The 22,801-nt window shown below is 62.5% G+C and carries 21 protein-coding genes; 9 read left to right on the top strand and 12 right to left on the bottom strand.

Annotated elements, in window-relative coordinates; genetic code table 11:
* The first annotated feature begins 16 nt into the window (after positions 1 to 16).
* The 5 genes from glpK (at position 17) to AACH39_RS05230 (ending at position 5,950) form a co-directional block, all read left to right on the top strand.
* Positions 17 to 1,513 carry a glycerol kinase GlpK gene (glpK, locus tag AACH39_RS05250; RefSeq protein ID WP_215782096.1) on the top strand — a complete coding sequence of 499 codons (1,497 nt, stop codon included), beginning with the start codon at positions 17 to 19 and terminating at the stop codon, positions 1,511 to 1,513.
* 33 nt (positions 1,514 to 1,546) lie between these two features.
* A complete protein-coding gene (locus AACH39_RS05245; protein WP_215782097.1) occupies positions 1,547 to 2,257 on the top strand; it encodes an MIP/aquaporin family protein in 711 nt (236 codons plus the stop codon).
* Between the two features lie 147 nt (positions 2,258 to 2,404).
* The gene (gene glpD / locus AACH39_RS05240; protein ID WP_338621048.1) at positions 2,405 to 3,922 is read left to right on the top strand and encodes a glycerol-3-phosphate dehydrogenase; all 1,518 of its coding nucleotides are present in this window, start codon (positions 2,405 to 2,407) and stop codon (positions 3,920 to 3,922) included.
* Positions 3,923 to 4,295: 373 nt separating this feature from the next.
* The gene (locus AACH39_RS05235) at positions 4,296 to 4,757 is read left to right on the top strand and encodes a PTS glucose transporter subunit IIA (RefSeq protein ID WP_215782099.1); all 462 of its coding nucleotides are present in this window, start codon (positions 4,296 to 4,298) and stop codon (positions 4,755 to 4,757) included.
* 104 nt (positions 4,758 to 4,861) lie between these two features.
* Positions 4,862 to 5,950, top strand: a complete 1,089-nt coding sequence (locus AACH39_RS05230) for a methyl-accepting chemotaxis protein (protein ID WP_215782100.1) — start codon at positions 4,862 to 4,864, stop codon at positions 5,948 to 5,950.
* 58 nt (positions 5,951 to 6,008) lie between these two features.
* Here the strand turns inward: AACH39_RS05230 and AACH39_RS05225 are convergent, their stop codons facing one another.
* Genes AACH39_RS05225 through AACH39_RS05215 form a run of 3 tightly spaced genes read right to left on the bottom strand, consistent with a single transcriptional unit; the run spans position 6,009 to position 7,996 of the window.
* Positions 6,009 to 6,779, bottom strand: coding sequence for a transporter substrate-binding domain-containing protein (locus tag AACH39_RS05225; protein ID WP_338621047.1), 771 nt, complete (start codon positions 6,777 to 6,779; stop codon positions 6,009 to 6,011).
* A 1-nt stretch (position 6,780) separates the two neighbouring features.
* Positions 6,781 to 7,356 (bottom strand): NnrU family protein, encoded by a 576-nt coding sequence (locus tag AACH39_RS05220; RefSeq protein WP_215782102.1) that lies wholly within the window; start codon positions 7,354 to 7,356, stop codon positions 6,781 to 6,783.
* Positions 7,357 to 7,366: 10 nt separating this feature from the next.
* Positions 7,367 to 7,996 (bottom strand): LysE family translocator, encoded by a 630-nt coding sequence (locus AACH39_RS05215; RefSeq protein ID WP_338621046.1) that lies wholly within the window; start codon positions 7,994 to 7,996, stop codon positions 7,367 to 7,369.
* A 219-nt stretch (positions 7,997 to 8,215) separates the two neighbouring features.
* Here AACH39_RS05215 and AACH39_RS05210 point away from each other — a divergent pair, with 219 nt between their 5' ends.
* Positions 8,216 to 9,889, top strand: a complete 1,674-nt coding sequence (locus AACH39_RS05210) for a long-chain-fatty-acid--CoA ligase (protein WP_215782104.1) — start codon at positions 8,216 to 8,218, stop codon at positions 9,887 to 9,889.
* A gap of 14 nt (positions 9,890 to 9,903) precedes the next feature.
* Here the strand turns inward: AACH39_RS05210 and AACH39_RS05205 are convergent, their stop codons facing one another.
* Positions 9,904 to 10,926, bottom strand: coding sequence for a LacI family DNA-binding transcriptional regulator (locus AACH39_RS05205; protein WP_215782105.1), 1,023 nt, complete (start codon positions 10,924 to 10,926; stop codon positions 9,904 to 9,906).
* Between the two features lie 143 nt (positions 10,927 to 11,069).
* Here AACH39_RS05205 and AACH39_RS05200 point away from each other — a divergent pair, with 143 nt between their 5' ends.
* The 3 genes from AACH39_RS05200 to AACH39_RS05190 all read left to right on the top strand — a co-directional run bounded on the left by AACH39_RS05200 (position 11,070) and on the right by AACH39_RS05190 (position 14,433).
* The gene (locus tag AACH39_RS05200; RefSeq protein ID WP_215782106.1) at positions 11,070 to 11,570 is read left to right on the top strand and encodes a gluconokinase; all 501 of its coding nucleotides are present in this window, start codon (positions 11,070 to 11,072) and stop codon (positions 11,568 to 11,570) included.
* Between the two features lie 40 nt (positions 11,571 to 11,610).
* Positions 11,611 to 12,900, top strand: a complete 1,290-nt coding sequence (locus tag AACH39_RS05195; protein WP_215782107.1) for an MFS transporter — start codon at positions 11,611 to 11,613, stop codon at positions 12,898 to 12,900.
* 168 nt (positions 12,901 to 13,068) lie between these two features.
* The gene (locus tag AACH39_RS05190; RefSeq protein ID WP_338621045.1) at positions 13,069 to 14,433 is read left to right on the top strand and encodes an aspartate aminotransferase family protein; all 1,365 of its coding nucleotides are present in this window, start codon (positions 13,069 to 13,071) and stop codon (positions 14,431 to 14,433) included.
* On the opposite strand, the gene AACH39_RS05185 is transcribed toward AACH39_RS05190, so the two are convergent.
* The 8 genes from AACH39_RS05185 to AACH39_RS05150 all read right to left on the bottom strand — a co-directional run bounded on the left by AACH39_RS05185 (position 14,426) and on the right by AACH39_RS05150 (position 22,552).
* Positions 14,426 to 15,151, bottom strand: coding sequence for a glycosyltransferase family A protein (locus AACH39_RS05185; RefSeq protein WP_215782109.1), 726 nt, complete (start codon positions 15,149 to 15,151; stop codon positions 14,426 to 14,428). The two genes, AACH39_RS05190 and AACH39_RS05185, sit on opposite strands and share 8 nt — an antisense overlap.
* A complete protein-coding gene (locus AACH39_RS05180; RefSeq protein ID WP_215782110.1) occupies positions 15,148 to 16,368 on the bottom strand; it encodes a glycosyltransferase in 1,221 nt (406 codons plus the stop codon). Before AACH39_RS05180 ends, AACH39_RS05185 begins: the two co-directional genes overlap by 4 nt.
* A gap of 6 nt (positions 16,369 to 16,374) precedes the next feature.
* Positions 16,375 to 16,959, bottom strand: coding sequence for a VTT domain-containing protein (locus tag AACH39_RS05175; RefSeq protein WP_338621044.1), 585 nt, complete (start codon positions 16,957 to 16,959; stop codon positions 16,375 to 16,377).
* 167 nt (positions 16,960 to 17,126) lie between these two features.
* Positions 17,127 to 18,563, bottom strand: a complete 1,437-nt coding sequence (locus tag AACH39_RS05170) for a gamma-aminobutyraldehyde dehydrogenase (RefSeq protein ID WP_215782112.1) — start codon at positions 18,561 to 18,563, stop codon at positions 17,127 to 17,129.
* 23 nt (positions 18,564 to 18,586) lie between these two features.
* Entirely contained in the window at positions 18,587 to 19,408 is an 822-nt protein-coding gene (locus AACH39_RS05165; protein WP_215782113.1) for an ABC transporter permease, read from the bottom strand.
* Positions 19,398 to 20,324, bottom strand: a complete 927-nt coding sequence (locus AACH39_RS05160) for an ABC transporter permease (protein WP_252346198.1) — start codon at positions 20,322 to 20,324, stop codon at positions 19,398 to 19,400. The genes AACH39_RS05165 and AACH39_RS05160 overlap by 11 nt, the downstream gene beginning before the upstream one ends.
* Before the next feature lie 3 nt (positions 20,325 to 20,327).
* Positions 20,328 to 21,341: an ABC transporter ATP-binding protein gene (locus AACH39_RS05155; RefSeq protein WP_215782114.1), complete on the bottom strand. Its 1,014-nt coding sequence runs from the start codon at positions 21,339 to 21,341 to the stop codon at positions 20,328 to 20,330.
* 56 nt (positions 21,342 to 21,397) lie between these two features.
* A complete protein-coding gene (locus AACH39_RS05150; RefSeq protein ID WP_252346199.1) occupies positions 21,398 to 22,552 on the bottom strand; it encodes an ABC transporter substrate-binding protein in 1,155 nt (384 codons plus the stop codon).
* Positions 22,553 to 22,801 lie beyond the last annotated feature (249 nt).

Raw genomic sequence — 22,801 nt, 5'->3', positions numbered from 1 at the left:
ACAAGGAGAAGACAATATGCAAAAGCAGTACATCCTGGCACTTGATCAGGGTACGACCAGTTCTCGGGCCATCGTTTTCGATCGCCAGGGCAATATCGTGTCGGTCGCCCAAAAGGAGTTTACCCAGCATTATCCGCAACCGGGCTGGGTAGAGCATGATCCGCTGGAAATCTGGGGCGGGCAGGCCGGTGTGGCTGCCGAAGCGCTGGCCTATGCCGGACTGGAAAGCGCCAATGTGGCTGCCATCGGCATCACCAACCAGCGTGAAACCACGGTGGTATGGGACCGCGAAACCGGTCAGCCGGTGTACAACGCGATTGTCTGGCAGGATCGTCGCACGGCCGATTTCTGCGACAGTCTGAAGGCCCGGGGGCTGGAAGCGCCGATTCGTGCCAAGACCGGCCTGATGATTGATGCTTATTTTTCCGGCAGCAAAGTGAAGTGGATTCTTGACAATGTGCCGGGTGCCCGCGCTCGTGCCGAGGCTGGCAAGCTGGCCTTCGGGACCATCGACAGCTGGCTGGTGTGGAACTTCACCCATGGCCAGGTGCACGTCACGGACGTCTCCAATGCCTCGCGCACCATGCTGTTCAACATCCATACCCTGAGCTGGGACGAAGAATTGCTGAAGATCATGGATGTGCCGGCCAGCATGCTGCCGGAGGTCCGTTCTTCAAGCGAAGTCTATGGCACCACCCAGGGTACGCAGCTGGGAGCGGGTATCCCCATCGCCGGCATCGCCGGTGATCAGCAGGCCGCTCTGTTCGGCCAGCAGTGCACCCGGCCGGGCATGGTCAAGAATACCTATGGCACCGGCTGCTTCCTGATGATGAATACCGGAACCAAACCGACCGAGTCCAGCAACAAGTTGCTGACCACGGTGGCGTGGCAGGTCAAGGGCGAGACCCACTATGCCCTGGAAGGTTCGATCTTCATCGGCGGCTCGGTGGTCAAGTGGCTGCGTGACGGCCTGGGCATCATCAAGCACTCCGCCGATGTGGACGAGCTGGCGCGCCAGGTGCGGGACAATGACGGAGTCTATCTGGTGCCGGCCTTTGCCGGACTGGGGGCGCCGCACTGGAACCAGAACGCCCGTGGCTCGCTGTTTGGTGCCACGCAAGGCACGACGGCGGCCCATGTGGCACGCGCCGCGCTGGAGAGCATTGCCTATCAGACCATGGATGTGCTCAAGGCCATGGAGGCCGATGCCGGTATCGCCGTACCGGAGCTGCGCGTGGATGGCGGGGCGACCGTCAACAATCTGCTGTTGCAATTTCAGGCCGACATCATGGGGCTGGACGTGATCAGGCCTAAGGTCACCGAAACCACCGCCCTGGGTGCCGCCTATCTGGCCGGCCTGGCCGTGGGCTACTGGCAGAGTGTGGATGATGTGCAGGGGCAGTGGCAGCTGGATCGCCGCTTCCAGCCGGATATGGCGGCGGAGAAGGTGGCACAGCTGGTGGATGGCTGGCATCGCGCCGTACGGGCCGCCATCGCCTGGGCTGGTGCCTGAGGCGCCCTGGTCATTCAATAAAAAGGACAAACAATGACTCCCCTGATCGCTGAATTCATTGGCACCGCTTTGCTGGTTCTGCTGGGCAATGGCGTGGTCGCCAACGTGATCCTGAAAAATACCAAGGGCCATAACAGCGGCCTGATCGTGATTGCCTTTGGCTGGGCCATGGCCGTATTTGTCGCCGTGTTCTGCGTGGCCGCCTACAGCGGCGCGCATCTCAATCCGGCGGTGACGCTGGCGCTGGCCGTGGCCGGCAAGTTCGACTGGGCCCGTGTGCCGGCGTATATGTGCGCGCAGATGCTGGGCGGCATGTTCGGTGCCTTCCTGGTATGGGTAATGTACCGCCAGCACTTTGCCCATACCGAGTGCCCCGATACCAAGCTGGCGGTGTTTTGCACCGGGCCGGCCATCCGCAGCTTGCCGGGCAATCTGGCCTCTGAGGTGATTGCGACCTTTGTGCTGGTGTTTGCCGTGCTGAACATGGTCTCACCCAAGGCCTCGCTCGGTGCGCTGGATGCCTTGCCGGTCGGCCTGCTGGTACTGGGCATTGGTGTCTCGCTCGGCGGTACCACCGGGTATGCCATGAGCCCGGCGCGCGATTTGTCACCGCGCATCATGCATGCGCTTTTGCCGATTCCCGGCAAGCGTGACAGTGACTGGGGCTATGCCTGGGTGCCGGTGGTTGGCTCGCTGATCGGCGGCACGCTGGCGGCCCTGCTGTACAGCAAGCAATTTGTCTGAGCCATCAGGGCGTGTGCAGTCAGCTGCGCACGCCCTTTTTGCTTCGAAAATAAAACGAACATAAAAACAACAAAAAACAACATAATTTGTTGTCTCGTGCGGGGTGATTGACTAAGCTTGACTCAGTCATGACTGCGAGGGGAAAGCGTGGAGAAAGTGATCTGGGATCTGGTGGTGGTCGGCGGCGGCATCAATGGTGCCGGCATTGCCCGTGATGCGGCCCTGCGAGGGTTGTCGGTATTGCTGTGCGAGCAGGATGACCTGGCGCAGCATACCTCTTCGGCCAGTACCAAACTGATTCATGGCGGATTGCGCTACCTCGAATATTACGAGTTCGGTCTGGTACGCAAGGCGCTGCAAGAGCGTGAAGTGCTGTTGCGTCTGGCGCCGCACATCATCTGGCCGCTGCGCTTTGTCATGCCGCACGATGCCAGCATGCGGCCGACGTGGATGATCCGCTGCGGGCTGTTTTTATATGATCATCTGGCCCGGCGCGAAGTCCTGCCCGGATCGGTGTCGGTGGATTTTTCCCGTCATCCTGCCGGCTCCCCGCTCAAGCAGGGTTTTCGCCGCGGTTTTGAGTATTCCGACGGTTGGGTGCAGGATGCCCGCCTGGTGGTGCTCAATGCGCTGGATGCGGCCGAGCATGGTGCGCAGATTCTGACGCGTACCGCCTGTGTCGGCGCTCGCCGCGAGGGCGGGCTATGGTGCTGCACGCTGCGGCAGAGCGATGGCGCCGAGCAGACGGTGCAGGCCCGTGCGCTGGTGAATGCGGCCGGTCCCTGGGTGGATCGCTTCCTGCGCGAACAGGTCGCAGTGCGTGCCGGCAAATCGGTGCGGCTGGTCAAGGGCAGTCACATCATCGTGCCACGCATGTTCGAGCATCCCTATGCCTATATTTTCCAGAATCCCGACAAGCGTATTATTTTCGCCATTCCCTATGAAGGTGATTTCACCCTGATCGGCACGACCGATGTCGAATACCATGGCGACCCTGCTGCCGTGGCGATTGAGCAGGACGAAGTGCGTTATCTGTGCGAGATGAGCAACCGCTATTTCGAGCGCCAGATCCATCCGTCGGAGGTCCTGGCGACTTACTCCGGCGTGCGCCCCTTGCTGGATGACGAATCGGATAATGCCAGCAGCGTGACGCGCGATTATTCGCTGGAGATGGATCCGGGGGAGGGGGCGCCATTGCTGTCGGTGTTTGGCGGCAAGATCACGACCTATCGCAAGCTGGCTGAACAGGCGGTTGACCTGCTGGCTCCGCGCCTGGGGTGCCGGCAGCCTTGCCTCAGCGACCGCGCACCCCTGCCGGGCGGCGACATGCCGCAGGCCGATTTTTATCCCTGGTTTGCCGGTATCAAGGCTAGCTACCCATGGATGCCGCTGGATCTGCTGACCCGCTATGCGCGTGCCTACGGCACCAGGCTGGTCAGGCTGATCGGCCATGCCGACAGTCTGGCGGGGCTGGGTGCGGAGATCGCTCCCGGCTTGTATGAGGCCGAGGCACGTTATCTGGTGGATGTCGAATGGGTGCGCAGTGCGGAGGACCTGCTTTGGCGGCGCAGCAAACTGCGGCTGAGGCTGGACGCAGCACAGGTGACGGCAGTGGCCCGATGGCTGGCTGAAGACCGGCAGCAGGCGCTTGCCACGCCGCATTGACCGACCCCCTCGCACTCGGTCTGGCAGGCCTGAGGATCAGAGGCTTCCCGCTTACCTGCATTAAAGGATGGGACGCTCGTCTGAGGGTGGTTGTGTAGTATTACTACAACATGTCATGGGCGGAGGCGAGTCTGGCAGATTGGCATGAAAACCGCATGATTCCTTGCTGTGAGCGGTTTTATCCGCCTGTCTGACAAGGCGGTGTGTACTTGAGCTGAAGCAAACTTTTGCAAAATTACAGGATATCGGGCCGCACAAAGGACGCACATTTTTCAGTAATGTGATTAGAATTTGCCAGTGGCATAGCAAGAAACCCTTACAAGGGGGTGTGCCTTGCCTCCCGGGCGTTCGTTCAATCACAGAGGAAAACAATATGTCTACGATCAAACTGGTAGCCCCGCTGAGTGGTGCCGTCGTTCCCCTGGCCAGCGTGCCGGATCCGGTGTTCTCCGGTCTGATGATGGGAGACGGTCTGGGAATCAATCCGACTTCCAATACGCTGGTTGCGCCCTGTGACGGCATCATCACGCAGGTTGCCCGTACCGGCCATGCCCTGACGCTGACCGCCGACAATGGCGCCGAAGTGCTGATGCACATCGGTATCGACACCGTGAAGCTGAATGGCCAGGGTTTCACCCCGCGCGTCCGTCAGGGCCAGCGCGTGACCACCGGCACGCCGCTGATTGATGTCGACTTTGCCGGCATCAAGGGGAAAGTCCCGTCGCTGACCAGCGTGGTGGTGATTGCCAACAGCGATGACTACGCGCTGTCGGCCAAGGCTACCGGCTCCCTGAACGCCGGTCAGTCGGCATTCCTGACCGTGACCGCCAAATAAATCCCGATATAGACGGATGTACCCGGCCCCCGTGCTGCCTTCTGGAGCCGGGGGCCTTGTTGCACCTGGCCCATGGGTGCCGGGATGTCGAAGAGGGGGAAAAGATGACAACAAGATATCAAATGGTGGCCAGCCAACTGGCTGGTGCCGCCTTGTGTGGCGCGGTGGCGCTGGCGGCCATGCTGCTGCCGCAGGCCGGCCTGACGCTCTGGCTGCCGCTGCTGGTGGTGGCCGTGCTGTCGGCACTGGCGCTGGCCTGGTGGGTGGGAGGGCGTCTGGATGCGCCCCGACAGTCGCTGCAGCGCGAGTTTGATGCCTTGCAGGCACAGTGGTCGGCGCTGAGCGAGCAGGCGCGCCGGAGCGCGCAGGCTGCCACCGATGCCGCGCATGCCCTGGCCGGCATGACCGAGCAGGTCGGCAGCAGCGTGCAGCAGCAGGCCGACTCGACCCGAGAGGCGGCGGCGACCATTCAGCAGATGACCGTCAGCATCAATCATGTCACCAATAGTTCCGGCAAGGCCTCGCGCATGGCGCGCGAAGCCGGGGAGATCGCCAGCCAGCGTGTGCTGGAAGTGATGCAGTCCTCCGAGGCCATGCGGGCGGTGGCGGACAAGGTACAGGCCACCTCGCATCGTATCGAAGCCCTGACCAGTCAGGTGGAAAAGATCGGCAATATTGTGGGGGTGATTGTCGATGTGGCCAATCAGACCAATTTGCTGGCCCTCAATGCGGCCATCGAAGCGGCGCGTGCCGGCGAATTTGGTCGCGGCTTTGCCGTGGTGGCCGATGAAGTCCGCAAGCTGGCCGAGCGCAGTGCTGTTTCCGCACAGGAAATCACCACCATGATCCAGACCATTCAGCAGGAGGCCGGGTCGGTGGTCGAGAGCATGCAGCAAAGTCTGGAAAGTGTGCTGCAGGTCAGTGAGGGGGCGGCCCAGAGTGCCGAGTCCATGCAGGGTATTCAGGACAGTTCGCAGACGGTGGTCGGGTCGATCGAGACCATCAACGGCAGTCTGCGCGAGCAGCGCATGGCCAGCATCGAACTGGCACAAAAGGTGGCGGCTACTGCGCAGCTGGCCGAGTCCAATATTGAGGTCGTCACTCAGCTGCGCCAGACCTCGGATGATCTGCTGCAACTGGCGCAAGGCCTGGGCCGCAATCTGGCACACGTACCACAGGCCGTTCCTGCCTGAGAGACGTCAATCTTCAGCCTGGCCGCGCGAAGTCTTGTGCGCGGCAGGCTGCCCCGCTTCATTTCCAGTCAGACAGACCATAGCGCGCCAGGATGCGGCGCAATTGACCATTCTTGCGCAGCCGGCGCATGCCCTCGTCCAGCATGCTGGCGTAGGTCACGGAGGCCGGGTTGGCCGGCGAGAAGGCAATATAGTTTTTTTCCGTACCGGTATCGTAACCGGCCAGCACCACCTGTTGTGTCAGCCCGGCACGATGGATGGCGTACTGCATGACGGTCTCGTCATCCACGACCGCATCGACCCGCCGATGGATCAGCATCTGCAGGTTGTGCTGCAATGGTTGCTCGCCGACGCCGACATAGACGCGATCACGATGATCGCGTACGTACTGATTGATGGCCAGGGAGTAAGAGTAGTCCTTGATCACCGCCAGCGTGACCTGCTTCAGGGAGTCCGTCGACTGAAAGCGCCAGGTGCTGTCCTTGCGGACATAGAAAGCCTGCCGGCCTTGCCCCAGTTCTTCCTGCGGGATGACAAAGCCGGCAATTTCACTGCGCTGGGCCCCGATCACACCGTCGCATTTGCCCGTGCGGGCGTCACCGATCGCTCTGGCCCACGGGGTGCTGCGAAAAACGATGGCAATGCCCTTGGGCTCGAAGATGGCCTTGAGCACATCGATGGCATAGCCGTTATGGTTGATGCCATCGCCGTTGAAGGGCATCCAGTCGTCGGCTTCGAAAGTGAGTGTCAGGTGAGCTGCCTGTACGGCCACCGACCAGAGCAGCCCGAGCAGACAGATCCCTGTTCGCAGGCGCCAGTGTGGAGTCATTTCACAGTACCGCCACACCGATCAGACGCTGGTGCAGGATCAGAACAAAAGCCAGCCAGGCCACCAGTGCCAGCGCCGCACACAGCAGGTCGCGACTGAGCTGGCCGGGCGGGTAGCTGACACCGGCTTCGCGGTCACGTTTGAGCGACACCAGCAGCAGGGTCAGCGACCAGACAAAGAATGTGCCGAACAGAAGCAGGGCGGCGGGTCTGGCATTGAACAGCAGGTGCAGTCCCGACCAGAGTACCAGTCCGAGATTCATCGGATGGCCGATGCGCTGTTTGATGTGTGTGCCCGGAATCTGGCTGGCCGTCAGCAGGATGAAGGCCAGCAACATGCCAAGCAGCATGCCGTGGCGCGCGGCAAAGGGGAGTTGCCAGTACAGGCCGGGCAGGCTGCGTGCTTCGGCATAGCCACGCACGATCAGTACCAGCCCGAGCAGTGCCGCGACCGAGTGCATCCCTCGCCAGCGCAAGGTGCCGAACCGGGCGATTTGGGCCTCGCGCCAGGCCGGTGCCAGCAAGCGCAGAGAGTGAATGCCGACGAACAGCAGCAGACCGGTCAGAAGTTGGCTCATGATGTGGTGTCTATTTGGCCTTCAGGGTCAGGAGTCCGGCCCCCATGGCAATGAACAGGCCGCCGGTGGCGCGACGGAAGCGTGCCGACTGCATGGCATCCGCCAGATTGCCCCCTACCAGATGACCGGCCAGGGCATAAGTCATCAGGGCGGAGAACGACATGCCCATGAAGGTCAGCGACAGCAGGATCAACTGCGGCAACAGCGGTTGCTCATGCACGATGAACTGGGGAAACAAGGCGGTGATGAACAAAATGGCCTTGGGGTTGGACAGCGCCAGCAGCAGACCTTCGCGATACAGCGCCATCCGGGCGGGATGACTGTTTTGCGTGCGGGTCACCTGCTGCCGACTGCTGCCGCCAGCGCGCCACTGCTTGATACCCAGCCAGATCAGATAGCCAGCGCCGGCCAGTTTCAGCAGCAGGAACAGGGTCGCCGAGGTGCGCAGCAGTGCACCCAGGCCGATGGCACTGGCGCTGATCAGCACCAGCAGGCCGGTGATATTGCCCAGGGAGGACAGCACGGTACGGCGCCAGCCATACAGGGTGCTGTTTTGCAGGGCCAGCATGACCGCCGGACCGGGCGTGAACACGGCGGCCAGTGCCGTCACGCAGAAGAGGAGATAAAGCGTGGTATTCATGCTGGCTTCCTGATTGCAAGAATAGGTAGTCTACAATCGATTATTCCATATGCAAATCCTGTCTTGCCGGATGGCCGTGGCGCGGTGGCAGCCTGATGTCTGTTTTACTTGTGCATCGGCCGGCAAGTGCTTAATCTATTGGGTCTTTTTATGCATTTGGTATCAAAAATGACCGGTTATTGCCGGCATTTTTGTTTCAAGATCGAGGAGGTAGGCGCAATGGCGGTAGACAGGATCTGGCTGAAATCGTACCCGGCGGGGGTGCCCGCGGATGTCGATCCCTCTGTCTATGCGTCGCTGACCCACTTGCTGAATGAGTCATTCGCCCGCTACGGCGACCGCGTTGCCTACACTTGCATGGGGCAGTCTCTGCGCTACCGCGAGCTTGGGCAGCGTTCGCAGGCGCTGGCGGCCTGGCTGCAGTCACTCGGCCTGGCGCCCGGCAGCCGGGTGGCCATCATGATGCCGAACCTGCTGCAATACCCGCTGGCCGTCGCGGCCATCCTGCGGGCCGGCATGACGGTGGTCAACGTCAATCCGCTTTATACCCCGCGTGAACTGGCGCACCAGCTGAATGATGCCGGTGCCGAAGCGATTATCGTGCTGGATAATTTTGCCGCCACGCTGGCGGCGGTGATCGATCAGACGCCGGTGCGGCATGTGCTGTTGACCGGCATCGGCGATTTGCTCGGTCCGCTGCGAGGTCCGCTGATCAACCTGGTGGTACGCAAAGTGAAAAAGATGGTGCCACCCTATCAGTTGCCGCAAGCGCACTGGTTCAAGGCGGCACTGCAGCAGGGGCAACATCTGCCGCTGCGCGAGAGCGAGCAGGGGCATGAGGACATTGCCTTCCTGCAATACACCGGCGGGACGACCGGTGTGGCCAAGGGGGCGATTCTGACCCACGGCAACATCCTGGCCAATGTGCTGCAAAATGATGCCTGGGCGGCGCCGGTCCTGAAGGACATTGATGAGCAGCTTGGTGTGCTGTGTGCCTTGCCGCTCTACCATGTGCTGTCGCTGACCGCCTGCATGATGATGGGTACCAAGTGGGGCGCGCATACCGTGTTGATTCCTAATCCGCGAGACATGGCGGGACTGGTCAAGGTGTTGTCGCGTCATCGTCTGCACTTCTTCCCCGGTGTGAATACCCTGTTCAATGGTTTGCTGAATCAGCCGGCGCTGGCCAGGGTGGACTTTTCGGCCCTGAAAATTACCCTGGGTGGCGGCATGGCGGTGCTGCAAAGTACCAGCGACCGCTGGCAGGCCAGAACCGGCACCCCGATTCTCGAGGGGTATGGCCTGTCGGAAACCTCACCATGTGCCACGCTGAACCCGCATGACATCAAGGGCTTCACCGGGGCCATCGGTTTGCCGATCCCCTCGACCGAAGTGGCGATTCTCGACGATGACGGGCGGCATCTGCCGCTAGGCGAAGCGGGGGAGATTGCCATTCGCGGTCCGCAAGTGATGCGGGGCTACTGGAATCGTCCGGAGGAAACCGCCCGGGTCATGACGGCGGACGGGTTTTTCCGCACCGGGGACGTGGGCGTGATGGATGCCGCCGGGTTCGTGCGGATTGTCGATCGCAAGAAAGACATGATTCTGGTGTCGGGATTCAATGTCTATCCGAATGAAATCGAGGCTGTCGTCTCGACCCATCCGGGCGTGCAGGAGTGTGCCTGCATCGGGGTGCCCGATGCGCAAAGCGGCGAGGCAGTGAAGTTGTTTGTGGTGCGGCGCGATGCCAGTCTGGACGAGGCGGCTTTGCGACAGTTCTGCCGCGAGCAACTGACCGGCTACAAACGCCCGCGCCATATTGTCTTCCGCAGCGAGCTGCCCAAGACCAATGTCGGCAAGATTCTGCGTCGCGCCTTGCGGGATGAGGTCTGAGGGGCAGGCGGGGACTAGCTGCTTTCTCTTGCCATCAGCCGGAAGCCCAGATCCAGGGCAGACGGCTGATCCTGCCCGGCAATGGCCAGGCGCAGCATGCGGGCGGCCTGGCGACCGATATCGTAGCGCGGGGTGGCGATGCTGGTCAGGGCCGGGCAGGTCCAGGCTGAGGCGGCCAGATCGTTGAAGCCCGCAATCGCCAGCTGTTCGGGTACGCGCAGGCCCTGGCGCTGGCAGGCATACAGCATGCCCTGGGCCAGGTCGTCGTTGCAGCAGAATACGGCATCGCTGTCCGGGTGTTCGGCCAGCAGCATCTGCAGCAGCTCGGCGCCCAGTCCGACTGAAGAGGGTGTTTCGACCCAGATTTCCCGCGACCGATCTTGCAGTCCTGCCCTGGCCAGCGCCGTGCGGTAGCCTTCAGCCCGCTGGCGGGTACGGGGGTCGGACTGGGCGACCACATAGGCAATGCGGCGATAGCCCCGCTCGATCAGGTGCCGGGTCAGAGCCTCGGCGGCGGCGCTTTGCGACAGACCGACCGAGCGACTGCCAGGCGTCTCGTCCAGCTCCATCATGGTGACGATGGGCAGGCGGCTGTCTGCCAGCAGCTGTCGGGTGCGCGCACTGTGGTCGACACCTGTCAGCAGGATACCGTCCGGATTGTGGCCGAGAAATGCCTCCAGCTGACGCTCTTCTTCCCGTTCCGAATAGTGGGTATTGCCGATCAGCATTTGCATGCCATAAGGCTGCAGCTCTTCGTGAATCCCCCCCAGGACATCAACAAACACTTCGTTGGTCAGCGAAGGCACCAGTACCAGTACATTGCCCGAGTGGGCCGAGGCCAGTGTGCGTGCGGCATGATTCGGGCGGTAGCCCAGCGTTTCGACCGCCTGGGCAATACGATCGCGCAGCGCCACGGAGACCCGTTCCGGGGTCTTGAGGGCGCGCGACACGGTAATGGCGCTGATATCCAGCGCCCGCGCCACATCCTGCAAGGTCACGCGACCGGTAGCGCTGTTGCGGGGTTTGCGTTCTGCCATGGTGGCGATTCTACTGGAATCCCGGCGGCAAAGATCATTCTGTCAGGCAAATCTGCTTTGCCATTCTCAAATGTTAGCGCTAACATCAGGAGGCTTCTTTTTCAATCAACAGACATTTCTGTCTCTCACAGGTGGCAAAGGCAATGCGTGATCAATGTTTGGTGGTAATGGGCGTTTGCGGTAGCGGCAAGAGCGAGATCGGCGCACGCCTGGCAGAGGCACTCGGCTATCGCTTTATCGAGGGTGACGATTATCACCCTCAGGCCAATCGCGACAAGATGGCGGCCGGTCAGGCGCTGGATGATCAGGACCGTCAGGGCTGGCTGCAACAGCTGTCGCAGATCCTGGCTGAGGCATGCAGGCAGGGAGAGGGCGTGGTGCTGGCCTGCTCGGCACTGAAGCGTCGCTATCGCGAGGTGCTGCGTGAAGGCGCCCCCGATCTGCGACTGGTCTATCTGCGCGCCACGCCGCTGCTGGTGGCGGCGCGCATGCTGGAGCGGCAGGGGCATTTCATGCCGGTGGCACTGGTGGACAGCCAGTTTACCGATCTGGAAGTGCCTGAGTTCGACGAGCGTGCACTGACCTGTCCGGTCGAGCTGCCCCCGCAGCAGATTGTGGATTCGATTCTGAGCGCACTGGCTTAGTCACCGGCGCTTATTTTGCAGCACACACGGAGAGAAAAACATGAAACAGGGAAATCAGGCAGCCTTGCCAAGGCTGCGTTGGCGGATCGGTGCTTTGCTGGGTGTCGGGGTATTAATCAACTATCTGGATCGCATCAGCGTGTCGGTGGCCGGGCCGCAGTTGCAGCAGGCGTTTGACCTGAGCAATCAACAGCTGGGCCTGCTGTTCAGTGCCTTTTTCTGGACTTATGCCATGTTGCAGATCCCGGTCGGCATGGTGCTGGACAAGTTTGGCGTGACCAGGGTGGGCCGCTGGGGGGCCTTTCTCTGGGTCGTGGCTTCCTGCATCACCGCCTTCGCCGGCGGCTTTGCCGGCCTGTTCGCCGCCCGTGCCCTGCTGGGGATTGCCGAAGCCCCCGGGTTTCCGGCCAGTGCCAAGGCAACCGGCTACTGGTTCCCGCGGCGTGAGCGTGCCATGGCTACCGCCTTGTTTGATGCGGCGGCAAAATTTTCCAGCGTGATCGGCGTACCGCTGGTGGCTTATGCCGTGGTGACCTTTGGCTGGCGCTGGGGCTTTGGTGTGACCGCCCTGCTGAGTCTGGCCTATTTCCTGGCCTTCCTGTTGTTCTACCGTGATCCCAGTGCCCATCCCGCGCTGAGTACCGAGGAATATGATTACATTCGCCAGGGGGGTGCGGCTGCCGAAGGGGAAAGCCAGGCGGGTTCGCTGACGACCCTGGGTTATCTGCTGCGTCAGCGAAAGATCTGGGGGCTGACCATCGGCTTCGCTGCCTACGGCTACTCGTTTTATCTGTTTCTCACCTGGTTGCCGGGCTATCTGGTGCAGAGCATGCATATGAGCATTCTCAAGTCGGCCGGTTTTGCCGCGATTCCCTGGCTGTGTGCCACGGTGTCTGATCTGCTGGTCGGCGGCTGGCTGATCGACCATCTGGTGCAGCGCGGACTGGATGAAACCAGGGTGCGCAAAGCGGTACTGGTTACCGGCATGCTGTTTGGGCTGGCCGTGTTCGGCACTGTCCTGACGCAGGATCCGTACTGGGCGATCGGCTGGATTTCGCTGGCCCTGTCCGGTCTCGCGGCGGCGGCACCGGTCAGCTGGTCCCTGCCATCGCTCATCGCCCCGCGCGGCGCCACCGGCACAGTCGGCGGCATCATGAACTTTGCCAACAATATGATGGGGGTGGTGGCGCCGATCGTGACCGGCTTCATCGTCGGTGCCTCCCATTCGTTTACCAATGCCTTTCTGGTGGCCGGTGTGGTGTTGCTGCTGGGCATCTTTGCTTTTGTGGTGTTGCTGGGGCGCATCGAGCCGATTGCAGATCCGGCGTGATCTGGCCAGCGTGTCCGCTGCCGCTGACGTGTTACTCCGCAGCGGTCCCGGGGGGACGCGCCGTTGTTGGCGGCAGTGACCGTGGCTGGCCTCTCGAATGGTATGGCGCATAGTGCGATGAGTAATGCATACTTTTCGCATTCCCCATGACGACGATCAGGAGCAGCCATGCCTACCCGTGCCGGACTCGACTGGGCGCGTGCCCAGCACTTGTACGCTGAAGAGCGTGCCGCATTTGCCGCCGCGCGCCCTCGTTCCAGGGCGCTGGCGCAGGCGGCTGCCGGGCATCTGTTGTTCGGGGTCCCGCTGCACTGGATGGATGACTGGTCAACGCCGTTTCCGCTGTCCGTGAAGCGTGCGCAAGGGGCTGGTTTCGAAGATGTGGATGGCCACTGTTATGCCGATTTCTGTCTCGGCGACACCGGGGCCATGTTTGGCCATTCGCCCGCGCCGGTGGCGCAGGCCCTGGCACGGCAGGGGGCACAGGGTCTGACAGCCATGCTGCCGAGCGAGGATGCGCCCTGGGTGGCGGCCGAGCTGGCGCGCCGTTTTGGCCTGCCGTTCTGGCAGTTCGCCATGACGGCATCCGATGCCAATCGTTTTCTGCTGCGCTGGGCGCGGGCCATCAGCGGCCGGTCACAGATTCTGGTGTTCAATGGCTGTTATCACGGCACGGTCGACGATGTCTTTGTCGATCTGACGCCACAGGGGCAGCCAGTCATGCGCGACAGCCTGCTGGGTCAGGTGTTCGATCTGACGCAACACACCCGGGTGGTGGAGTTCAACGACCTGACGGCGCTCGAGGCCGCCTTGCAGGATGGTCAGGTGGCCTGTCTGCTCGCCGAGCCTGCCATGACCAATATCGGCATGGTCTTGCCTGAGCCTGGCTTCTGGCAGGCGGCACAGGATCTGTGTCGACGCCATGGCACCCTGCTGGTGCTGGACGAAACCCATACCATCAGCAGCGGTCCGGGCGGCTATGCCCGGGCGCATGGCCTGTCGCCGGACATGCTGGTGCTGGGCAAGCCGGTCGCCGGAGGGCTGCCTTGCGCGGTGTACGGCTTCAGCGCCGAGGTGGCGCAAAGGGCCGAAGCGGCCAAGCGGGCAGCGCCTGCCGGCCACAGCGGCATCGGGACGACGCTGACGGCCAATATGCTGGCGATGGCGGCCATGCGGGCCAATCTGTCCGAGGTGATGACCGAGGCGGCCTATCAGCGCATGTTCGAGCTGGCCGCCCGGCTTGCCCAGGGCCTGCGTGCGGTGATTGCCCGTCATGCGGTGCCCTGGTGCGTGACCCAGGTGGGCGCCCGCACCGAGTTTCAGTTTGCCCCCCGGCCGCCGCGTAATGGCAGTGAGGCCGGTGCCATTCTGGATGGTGAGCTGGAGCACATGATTCACCTCTATCTGCTCAATCGCGGGCTGTCGATCACCCCGTTCCACAACATGATGCTGGTGTGTCCGGCGACCCTGGAGGCTGATGTCGACCGGCTGATCGCTGCCTTCGATGCATTCCTCTCCGCCGTGACTATCTGACGTCGCGGTAGGCGTTGGTCGTCGGGCGCTTGAGGACGACCTCCGACATGAAGTTCATCATGTAGCGCATGGCGGTCATGACGAAGCCTTCTTCGTCCAGCCGCCGTGCCGAGGTCGGCATGATCAGTCCCATGTCAAAAATCACCCGGCCGACATCGGCCAGGCGCCGGGCAATATTGGTGTCCTCACCGTAGAAGGCAATGTTGGTGTCAAAACCGCCGATCTCGACCAGCGCGTTGCGGCGGGCGGCGAAGTTGCCGCCGACGGCCATGTACTGGGTGAACAGATAGGTCGGTTTGGCCAGCATCAGCCAGTACAGCCTGACCAGGGCGCTCTTGAATTTCGCCAGATCGTAATAGGTATAGGGGCCGCTGACGCAGACGGCATCCGGTCTAGCCTGATACAGGTCCAGTACCCGGCCCAGCCAGCCGGGGGCCATGCGGGTATCGGCATCGATATAGGCCAGGATCTCGCCCTGCGCCTCCTCCAGGCCGCGCTGACGCGCATGGGTCAGGCCCTTGCGCGCCTCATGGATCACACGTACATCGGCAAATCCGGCCGCGACCTCGGCGGTGCGGTCGGTACTGGCATTGTTGATGACGATGATTTCAAACGGCCCGCGTGCGGCCTGCGCCCGGGTTTCGCGCAGGGCATGGCGCAGGCAGTCCGCCAGGTAGTCTTGTTCGTTGTAGGCCGGAATGATCAGGCTGAGCTTCATGGCTGTGCTCCTTGTGGCAGGGGGACGAGGGGGACGGGCAAGGCAGCTGCATCGGCATAGAGGGCTTCCCATGCCGAGACAATGGTGTCGAGGGCATAACGCCTGGTCTGCTGTTGCGCCTGCAGACCCATGCGCCGGCGGCGCGGGCCATCGGCCAGCAGCCCATCGAGCTGACGGGCAAAGTCTTCGGCATCACCCGGTGCGGCCAGCAGGCCGCTGCCCTCGGTGACATATTCCGGCAGCGCCAGCGCATCGGCGGCGACGACCGGCAACCCGCTGCTCATGGCCTGCAGCATGACCATGCTCTGGGTCTCCGAGGTGCTGGCCAGGGCAAAGACATCGGCGGCCTGAAACAACTCGGCCAGTGCCGGCTTGTCCAGCGTCCCGACAAAGCGCACCTGGGCTTCGATGCCCAGCTCGCGGGTCAGACTCTGAAGCCTGTCGCGCTCCGTGCCATGTCCTGCCAGGATCAGCAGGGCGGCCGGATGCCGGCTGCGCAGTCTGGCCAGCGCCTGGATCAAGACGTCGACATGCTTTTCTCTGGCCAGGCGACCGGCGTAGACGATGGTGGCGTCGCTCAGGCCCAGTCTGGCCTTGAGCTGCTGGCGCACGCTGGCATGAACCGGGCTGAACAGCGTGGTGTCGATCGGGTTGGAGAGCACCCGGTGGGGGGCTCGCAGCCCGTGTTGCAGCATGTCTTCCAGTACCGAGTGCGACGGGCCGGTCACCAGCTGGCAATGGTTGTAATAACTGGTGACGGCATTCAGGCTGGCGTGACGCACCCAGTCGGCCGGCAAGGGGACATAGCCCGAGAAGGCGCCGATGGCCCAGTGGTTGGTGCCGATCAGCGGCAGCCGGAGCCGTCGCGCCGACAGGCGTGCCTGCAGACCGGCGCCGAGAAAAGTGTGAGTGTGGATGAGCTGCGGGGCGAAAGCCCGCAGGCGCCGGCTGACCAGTCCGCTGGGGACAAACAGACGCGATTGCCCGGTCGAACCGGGTGCCTTGAGCGACAGTTGGCGCAAGATGGTCACATTCGGACCCAGGTCGATTTCCCGGCAGGGGACATTGGCCAGCCGGAAGTCCTGGCGACTGGCACGGGGGGCGACGATCATCAACTGGTGCCCACGTTCTCCCAGGGCTCGGCAGGTGAGCATGATCGAGTCCTGAATGCCACCCAGTTCCGGGTAGAAGCTGTCGGTGAAAACGGCGATGCGCATGATCGGTCACTCCTCCGGCAGGTGAGGCAGGATGTGGTAGCGAATCCAGAGCCAGGTGGCCAGCAGCAGGCCGGCACCGGCCAGGCAGCTGAATAGCCACAGCGCATGGTCGATGCGCTGGAAGGCGGCGCCGCCGAAATAGCCCAGCCCGGCAAAGATGGCCACTTTGGGCAGGGTGGCGAGCAGGTTCCAGCCAAGGAAGGGCAGAAAGGGCAGCCGGGCCGCACCGGCAGCGATCAGCACCAGAAATCCCATGGCATGAGTGAGCTTGCCGGCCACCAGCAGACGCCCGGCATGTTGGCGCAGATGCGCCTGCAGCCACAGTGCGCGCTTGCGCCGCAGCAGGCCGTGCCGGCCTCGCCAGACCCGGGACGGGACTCGCCCCTGTCGTCCCAGCATATACAGCAGGGTATCGCCGCTCAGATCGGCGAGCACGGCCAGCAGGCCAATGCCCGGCAGGGAGACCAGTCCCTGGGCGGCCATGAAGCCGGCCAGCACCGTGGCCAGCGGCCCTTCCAGTACCATGGCGGCGAACAGCGCAGGCCAGCCATAGAGCGGCAGCGCGGCAGGCAGCCAGGCGGCAAGGATCAACGGAGGTTCTCCGCGCAACGGGGGGGTGCAAACATGGCCTCCTCCTTCTGTTCCGGCATCGCTGAGGCCATGCTAAAGGGCAATTGTTGCAATCAGATGGCGTCGGATCAGGCGGGGGCAGGCGAGGGAAGCGCCCGGCAACCAGGCGGCTGCCGGGCTGAAGGTGCTTAGTGCTTGATCATGATGTGGCGTGCCACGCTGTAATCTTCCAGGGCGTACAGCGAGAGGTCCTTGCCGTAGCCGGAGCGCTTCAGGCCGCCATGCGGCATTTCACTGACCAGCATGAAATGCGTGTTGACCCAGGTGCAGCCATATTGCAGCGCCGAAGACACCCGCATGGCACGGCCGACATCCCGGGTCCAGACCGAGCTGGCCAGGCCGTAGTTGGAGTCGTTGGCCCAGGCGATGGCCTGCTCTTCGCCGTCGAAGCGGGTGATCGACACCACCGGACCAAAGACCTCGCTGCAGACGATTTCGTCAGTCTGGCGGGCGCCGGCGATGACCGTCGGCTGGAAGAAGAAGCCATTGCCGCTGCCTCGCTGGCCACCGGCCGTGATCTCGATATGACTTTGCTGCTGGGCGCGCTCGACGAAGCTGGCGACGCGGTTCAGTTGCCGCTCGGAAATCAGCGGCCCCATTTCCACGCCCTCATCATGCTGCTTGCCATACTGGATGCCGGAGACGGCACTGGACAGTTCCGCCACCAGCTTGTCGTAAATCTTGCTGCTGGCGTAGAGGCGGCAGGCTGCCGTGCAATCCTGCCCGGCATTGTAGTAACCGAAGGTGCGAATGCCGGCCACCACCTCTTCCAGATCTGCATCGTCAAACACGATCACCGGAGCCTTGCCGCCCAGTTCCAGGTGGGTACGCTTGAGCGACTTGGCCGCGGTTTCCAGAATGCGGGTCCCGGTAGAGACATCACCGGTCAGGGAGATCATGCGCACCTGCGGCTGGCTGATCAGCGGGCTGCCCACCGTGTCGCCCCGACCCAGGACCACGTTGAAAACCCCGGGCGGCAGGATGTTGGCGCAGTATTCGGCAAGTTTCAGGGTGGACAGGGGGGTCTGCTCGGAGGGCTTGAGCACCACGGTATTGCCGGCAGCCAGTGCCGGTGCCATTTTCCAGGCCGCCATCATCAGCGGGTAGTTCCAGGGGGCGATGGAGGCCACCACCCCGAGCGGATCGCGGCGGATCATGCTGGTGTGGCCGGCCAGGTACTCGCCGGCCAGCAGGCCGGTCTGGGCCCGGACCGCCCCGGCGAAAAAGCGGAATACATCGGCCACGGCGGGCATTTCATCCGCCAGCGCCAGGGCATAGGGCTTGCCGCAGTTCAGTGACTCGAGGCGGGCAAATTCGGTGGCATGGGCATCGATGACCTCGGCGATCTGCAGCAGCATCTGAGCCCGGTCCTTGGGCGTGGTGCGAGACCAGGCGACAAAGGCGGCATCGGCCGCCCGTACCGCGGCCTGTACCTGTTCGAGCGAGGCTTCGGCAATGCGGGCGATGCATTCGCCGGTTGCAGGGTTGATCACCGCTTCCGGATGACCTTCGCCCTCGACGAACTGGCCATTGATCAGCAGGCGGGTTTGCAAGGTTTTTTCCATGGTTCAGCCTCTATGGGTCAGGGTTATTTGCCGCTGCCGGCAATGTCTTCGGTGCCCCGGGTCAGGCGCCATGCGGCGATGATCGGGAGCGTGGTCAGGAGCATGACAGTCAGTGCCACCACATTGGTCACCGGCACATCCCGCGGGCGGGTCAGCTGATTGAGCAGCCAGATGGGCAGCGTGACCTGATTGCCGGCGGTAAAGGTGGTGACGATGATTTCGTCGAAGCTCAGGGCAAAAGCCAGAATGCCGCCTGCCAGCAGGGCGGTGGCCATCTGGGGCAGCAGTACATGGCGGAAGGTCTGCCACGGGTCGGCCCCGAGGTCCATCGATGCTTCGATCAGGTTGTAGCTGTTGCGCCGCAGCCGGGCAATCACATTGTTGTACACCACGACGACGCAGAAGGTGGCATGGCCGATGGCGATGGTCCAGAAACCCGGCTCGATGCCTCCCAGTCGGAATGCCGACAACAGGGCCAGACCGGTAATGATGCCGGGCAGGGCAATCGGCAGGATCAGCATCAGGGTGAGCGTCTCTTTGCCGGGGAAGCGGTGGCGGTAGAGTGCCCCGGCAGCCAGGGAACCCAGCAGCAGTGCCAGCAGGGTCGCCGCCAGGGCAATCCTGAACGACAGCCCGATGGCCGCCAGCACGTCGGCATTGGCGAAGGCCACGCTGAACCAGTGCAGGGTGAAGCCCTTCATGGGGAAGCTGTAGGCGGCGGTTTCGGTGTTGAAGGCATACAGGGCGATCATGGCGATCGGCAGGTGCAGAAAGCCCAGCCCTCCCCAGGCCAGCAGGCGCAGCCACCAGGGCGCCTGATCGGCGTTGTTTGGCTTATAGCGCATCGAAAGCTCCCAGACGTTTGGCCACGCTCAGGTACAGCGCGATGATCAGCACCGGCACCAGCGTGAAGGCGCCGGCCATCGGCAGATTGCCGATGGCGCCCTGCATGCTGTACACCATGGTACCGATGAAGTAGCCCGACGGGCCGAATAACTGCGGAATGATGTAGTCCCCCAGGGTCAGGGAGAAGGTGAAGATCGAGCCGGCCACCACCCCGGGAAACGCCAGCGGCAGGATCACTGTCCGGAATGCCTGCCAAGGGGTGGCGCCCAGATCGGCTGCGGCCTGGGTCAGGTTAGGCGGCACACGTTCCAGCGAGGCCTGGATCGGCAAGATCATGAAGGGCAGCCAGATATAGGTGAACACGGTAAATCGTCCGAGATTGGAGGTGGAGAGCGAATTGCCGCCAATCCACGGCAGCGAGAGCAGCCAGTCGACAAAGCCACTCAGACCGAAGGTGCGGTAGAACCAGTACACCAGTCCGCCCTTGGCCAGGATCACGGTCCAGGAGTAGGCCTTGACAATGTAGCTGGCCCACATCGGCAGCATGACGGCCACGTAGAAGAAGCCCTTCTTCCAGCCTTTGGCGTAGCGGGCCATGTAGTAGGCCAGGGGAAAGGCCAGCAGCGCCGAGGCGAGGGTGACGGCCAGCGCCATGCCCAGGGTGCGCAGGATGACATCGATATTGGCCGGCGACAGCAGATTGCGATAATTGTCGAGCGTCAGCACCGGACTGACGTTCATGGTGAAGTCATCGAAGGTGAAAAAGCTCTGCAGCAGCAGGCTGAACAGCGAGCCGAGATAGACCACGCCGAACCAGAGCAGCGGCGGGGCGAGCAGCATGAGCAGCCACAGTCTCGGACTCAGGTAGAGCCGGTCGATCAGGCTGCGGTGCCAGGCGGGATGCGTCAGCTTCATGGCTCAGGCTCCCAGGACATGCATGGCTTGATGTGGCCAGCACAGATGGATCGGCATGCCGATGTGCAGACGCTGCTCTTCGTCATCCAGGTTCGGGCTGACCACGGCCAGTACCTTGCCGTTCGTTGCCCGGACTTCGAAGCGGCTGACTGCCCCCAGGTACTGAATGTCGATCAGTTCGCCCTGCAGACCGATTTCCTCCCCGGCCGGTGCGCTCTGGCTCAGCCGGATGCGCTCGGGCCGGATGGAAAAGGGTTGCGACTGCCCGCACAGGGCCTGGGCCATCGCGGCATCAAAGACATTCGAGGTGCCGACGAAATCGGCGACGAAGGCGGTCTGCGGCCGGGTATACAGGACGCGCGGCGTGGCGACCTGTTCGATCCGCCCCAGATTGAAGACCGCGACCCGGTCCGACATCGACAGCGCTTCACCCTGATCGTGGGTGACATAGATGAAGGTAATGCCCAGCTGTCTTTGCAGGGCCTTCAGTTCGATCTGCATTTGTTCGCGCAGCTTCAGGTCCAGGGCGCCCAGCGGCTCGTCCAGCAGCAATACCCGCGGTTGATTGATCAGTGCCCGTGCCAGGGCCACACGCTGGCGTTGACCGCCGGACAGGGCCGCCGGCCGCCGACTGGCGTGGTCGCCCAGCTTGACCATGTCCAGCAAGGTCTGGGCGCGCTGCCAGCGGGTGCGTTTGTCGACACCCTTGACCATCAGCCCGTAGGCGACATTGTCGAGGACACTCATGTGGGGAAACAGGGCGTAATCCTGGAATACCGTATTGACGTCACGGCGGTAGGGCGGCAGTCCGGCCGCTTCCTGACCGAAAATGCGCACCGAGCCGGCAGTCGGCTGTTCAAAGCCGGCAATCAGGCGCAGGCAGGTCGTCTTGCCGGAGCCCGACGGGCCGAGCATCGAGAAGAATTCGCCCTCTTCGATGCGCAGATCAACATTGTCCACGGCGCGCACTTTATCGAAGGTGCGGCTCAGATTCTGGAATTCGACAGCGTAGGTCACGATGGTCTCGCTTCTTGAGATGGCCGGTTCGCCCGCAGCGAACCGGCCGGTTGCGCTCAGCGTCCGCCCATGATGGCGATATAGTCAGCCGTCCAGCGGCTGTAGGGCACACATTGCCCCTGCTTGCAGCTGGCGGTCGGCGTTTTCCAGAAGTGGATCTGGGCAAATTTGTCGAAACCATTGCTCTTGCAGAAGGCCGTGCCGCCCGGTGCCTTGGTGTTGCAGGCTGCCGGCACCACCGGGTTGGATCCGAACCATTCTGCCAGGGCCGATTGCAGATTCTTGTTCAGCGACCACTCCATCCACTTGTAGCTGCAGACCGGATGCTTGGCCTCGCTGGCCAGCATGGTGGTATCGGCCCAGCCGGTGGCGCCTTCCTTGGGAATGGTTTCACCGATCGGGAATTTCTCCGCCGTCAGGCTATTGACGGTGTAGCCCCAGGCGCTGGTCGCCGCGATGCCCTCGTTCTTGAAGTCATTCATCTGTACGGTGACGTCATGCCAGTAGCGGTGGGTCAGCTGTTTTTGCTGGCGCAACAGCTTGAGCACCGCGGCATACTGGGTTTCGTTCAGTTCGTAGGGGTCCTTGATGCCCAGTGCCGGGTTCTTGGCCATCAGGTACATGGCGGCGTCGGCAATATAGATCGGACCGTCATAGGCTTGTACCCGGCCCTTGTTCGGCTTGCCGTCCGGCAGGGTCATCGGCTCGAAGACCACGTTCCAGCTGCTTGGTGCCGTCTTGAAAATCTTGCTGTTATAGGCCAGGAAGTTGGCCCCCCACTGATAGGGCGTACCGTAGTGCTGACCGTTGACGGTAAACCAGCTGCCGTTCTGCAGCCGGCTGTCCAGGGTCTTCCAGCTGGGAATCAGGGCGGTGTTGATCGCCTGCACCTTCTTGCCGTAGATCAGTCGCAGCGAGGCGTCACCCGAGGCGGTGACCAGATCGTAATTGCCCGATCCCATCAGCGACACCATCTCGTCGGAGGTGGCTGCGGTTTTGACATTGACCTGGCAGCCTGTCTGTTTTTCAAATGCCGTGACCCAGTCGTAGTTCTTGTCGTTGGCACCGCGTTCGATGTAGCCCGGCCAGGCAATGATGTTGAGCTGGCCCTCGCCGGCACCCAGATGGGTCAGCGGTGCGGCCTGGCTGGCCGGGAAGGTCAGGACGCCCAGCGTCAGCAGACCGGCTTTGATGTGCATCGTCTTGAACATGTTTCTCTCCTGTGTAGCGTTACGTAGCTAACTGACATGTAGAAGCGCGGCAGATCTGCGTCTGCCTATGCTCGTTGCATCATAAGAAAGCGTCTGATTTCGAGCTAATGCTCCAGACCTATAGAAACGTTCGGTTTTTCAGAATGCAGCCAGGCAAGGGAGGGAAGGCTGATGCCGACTAGCTGAATTGGGAGGGGGTGCAGCCGGTTGCTGGTGGGCCGGCGGTGCCGGAGGGGGGGAATTTGTTCT

The sequence above is a fragment of the Paludibacterium flexuosum genome, assembly GCF_037076605.1.
Taxonomy (GTDB): domain Bacteria; phylum Pseudomonadota; class Gammaproteobacteria; order Burkholderiales; family Chromobacteriaceae; genus Paludibacterium.
The sequence above is the reverse complement of the archived record's forward strand: the minus strand, read 5'-3'. Positions and strand labels throughout refer to the sequence as shown.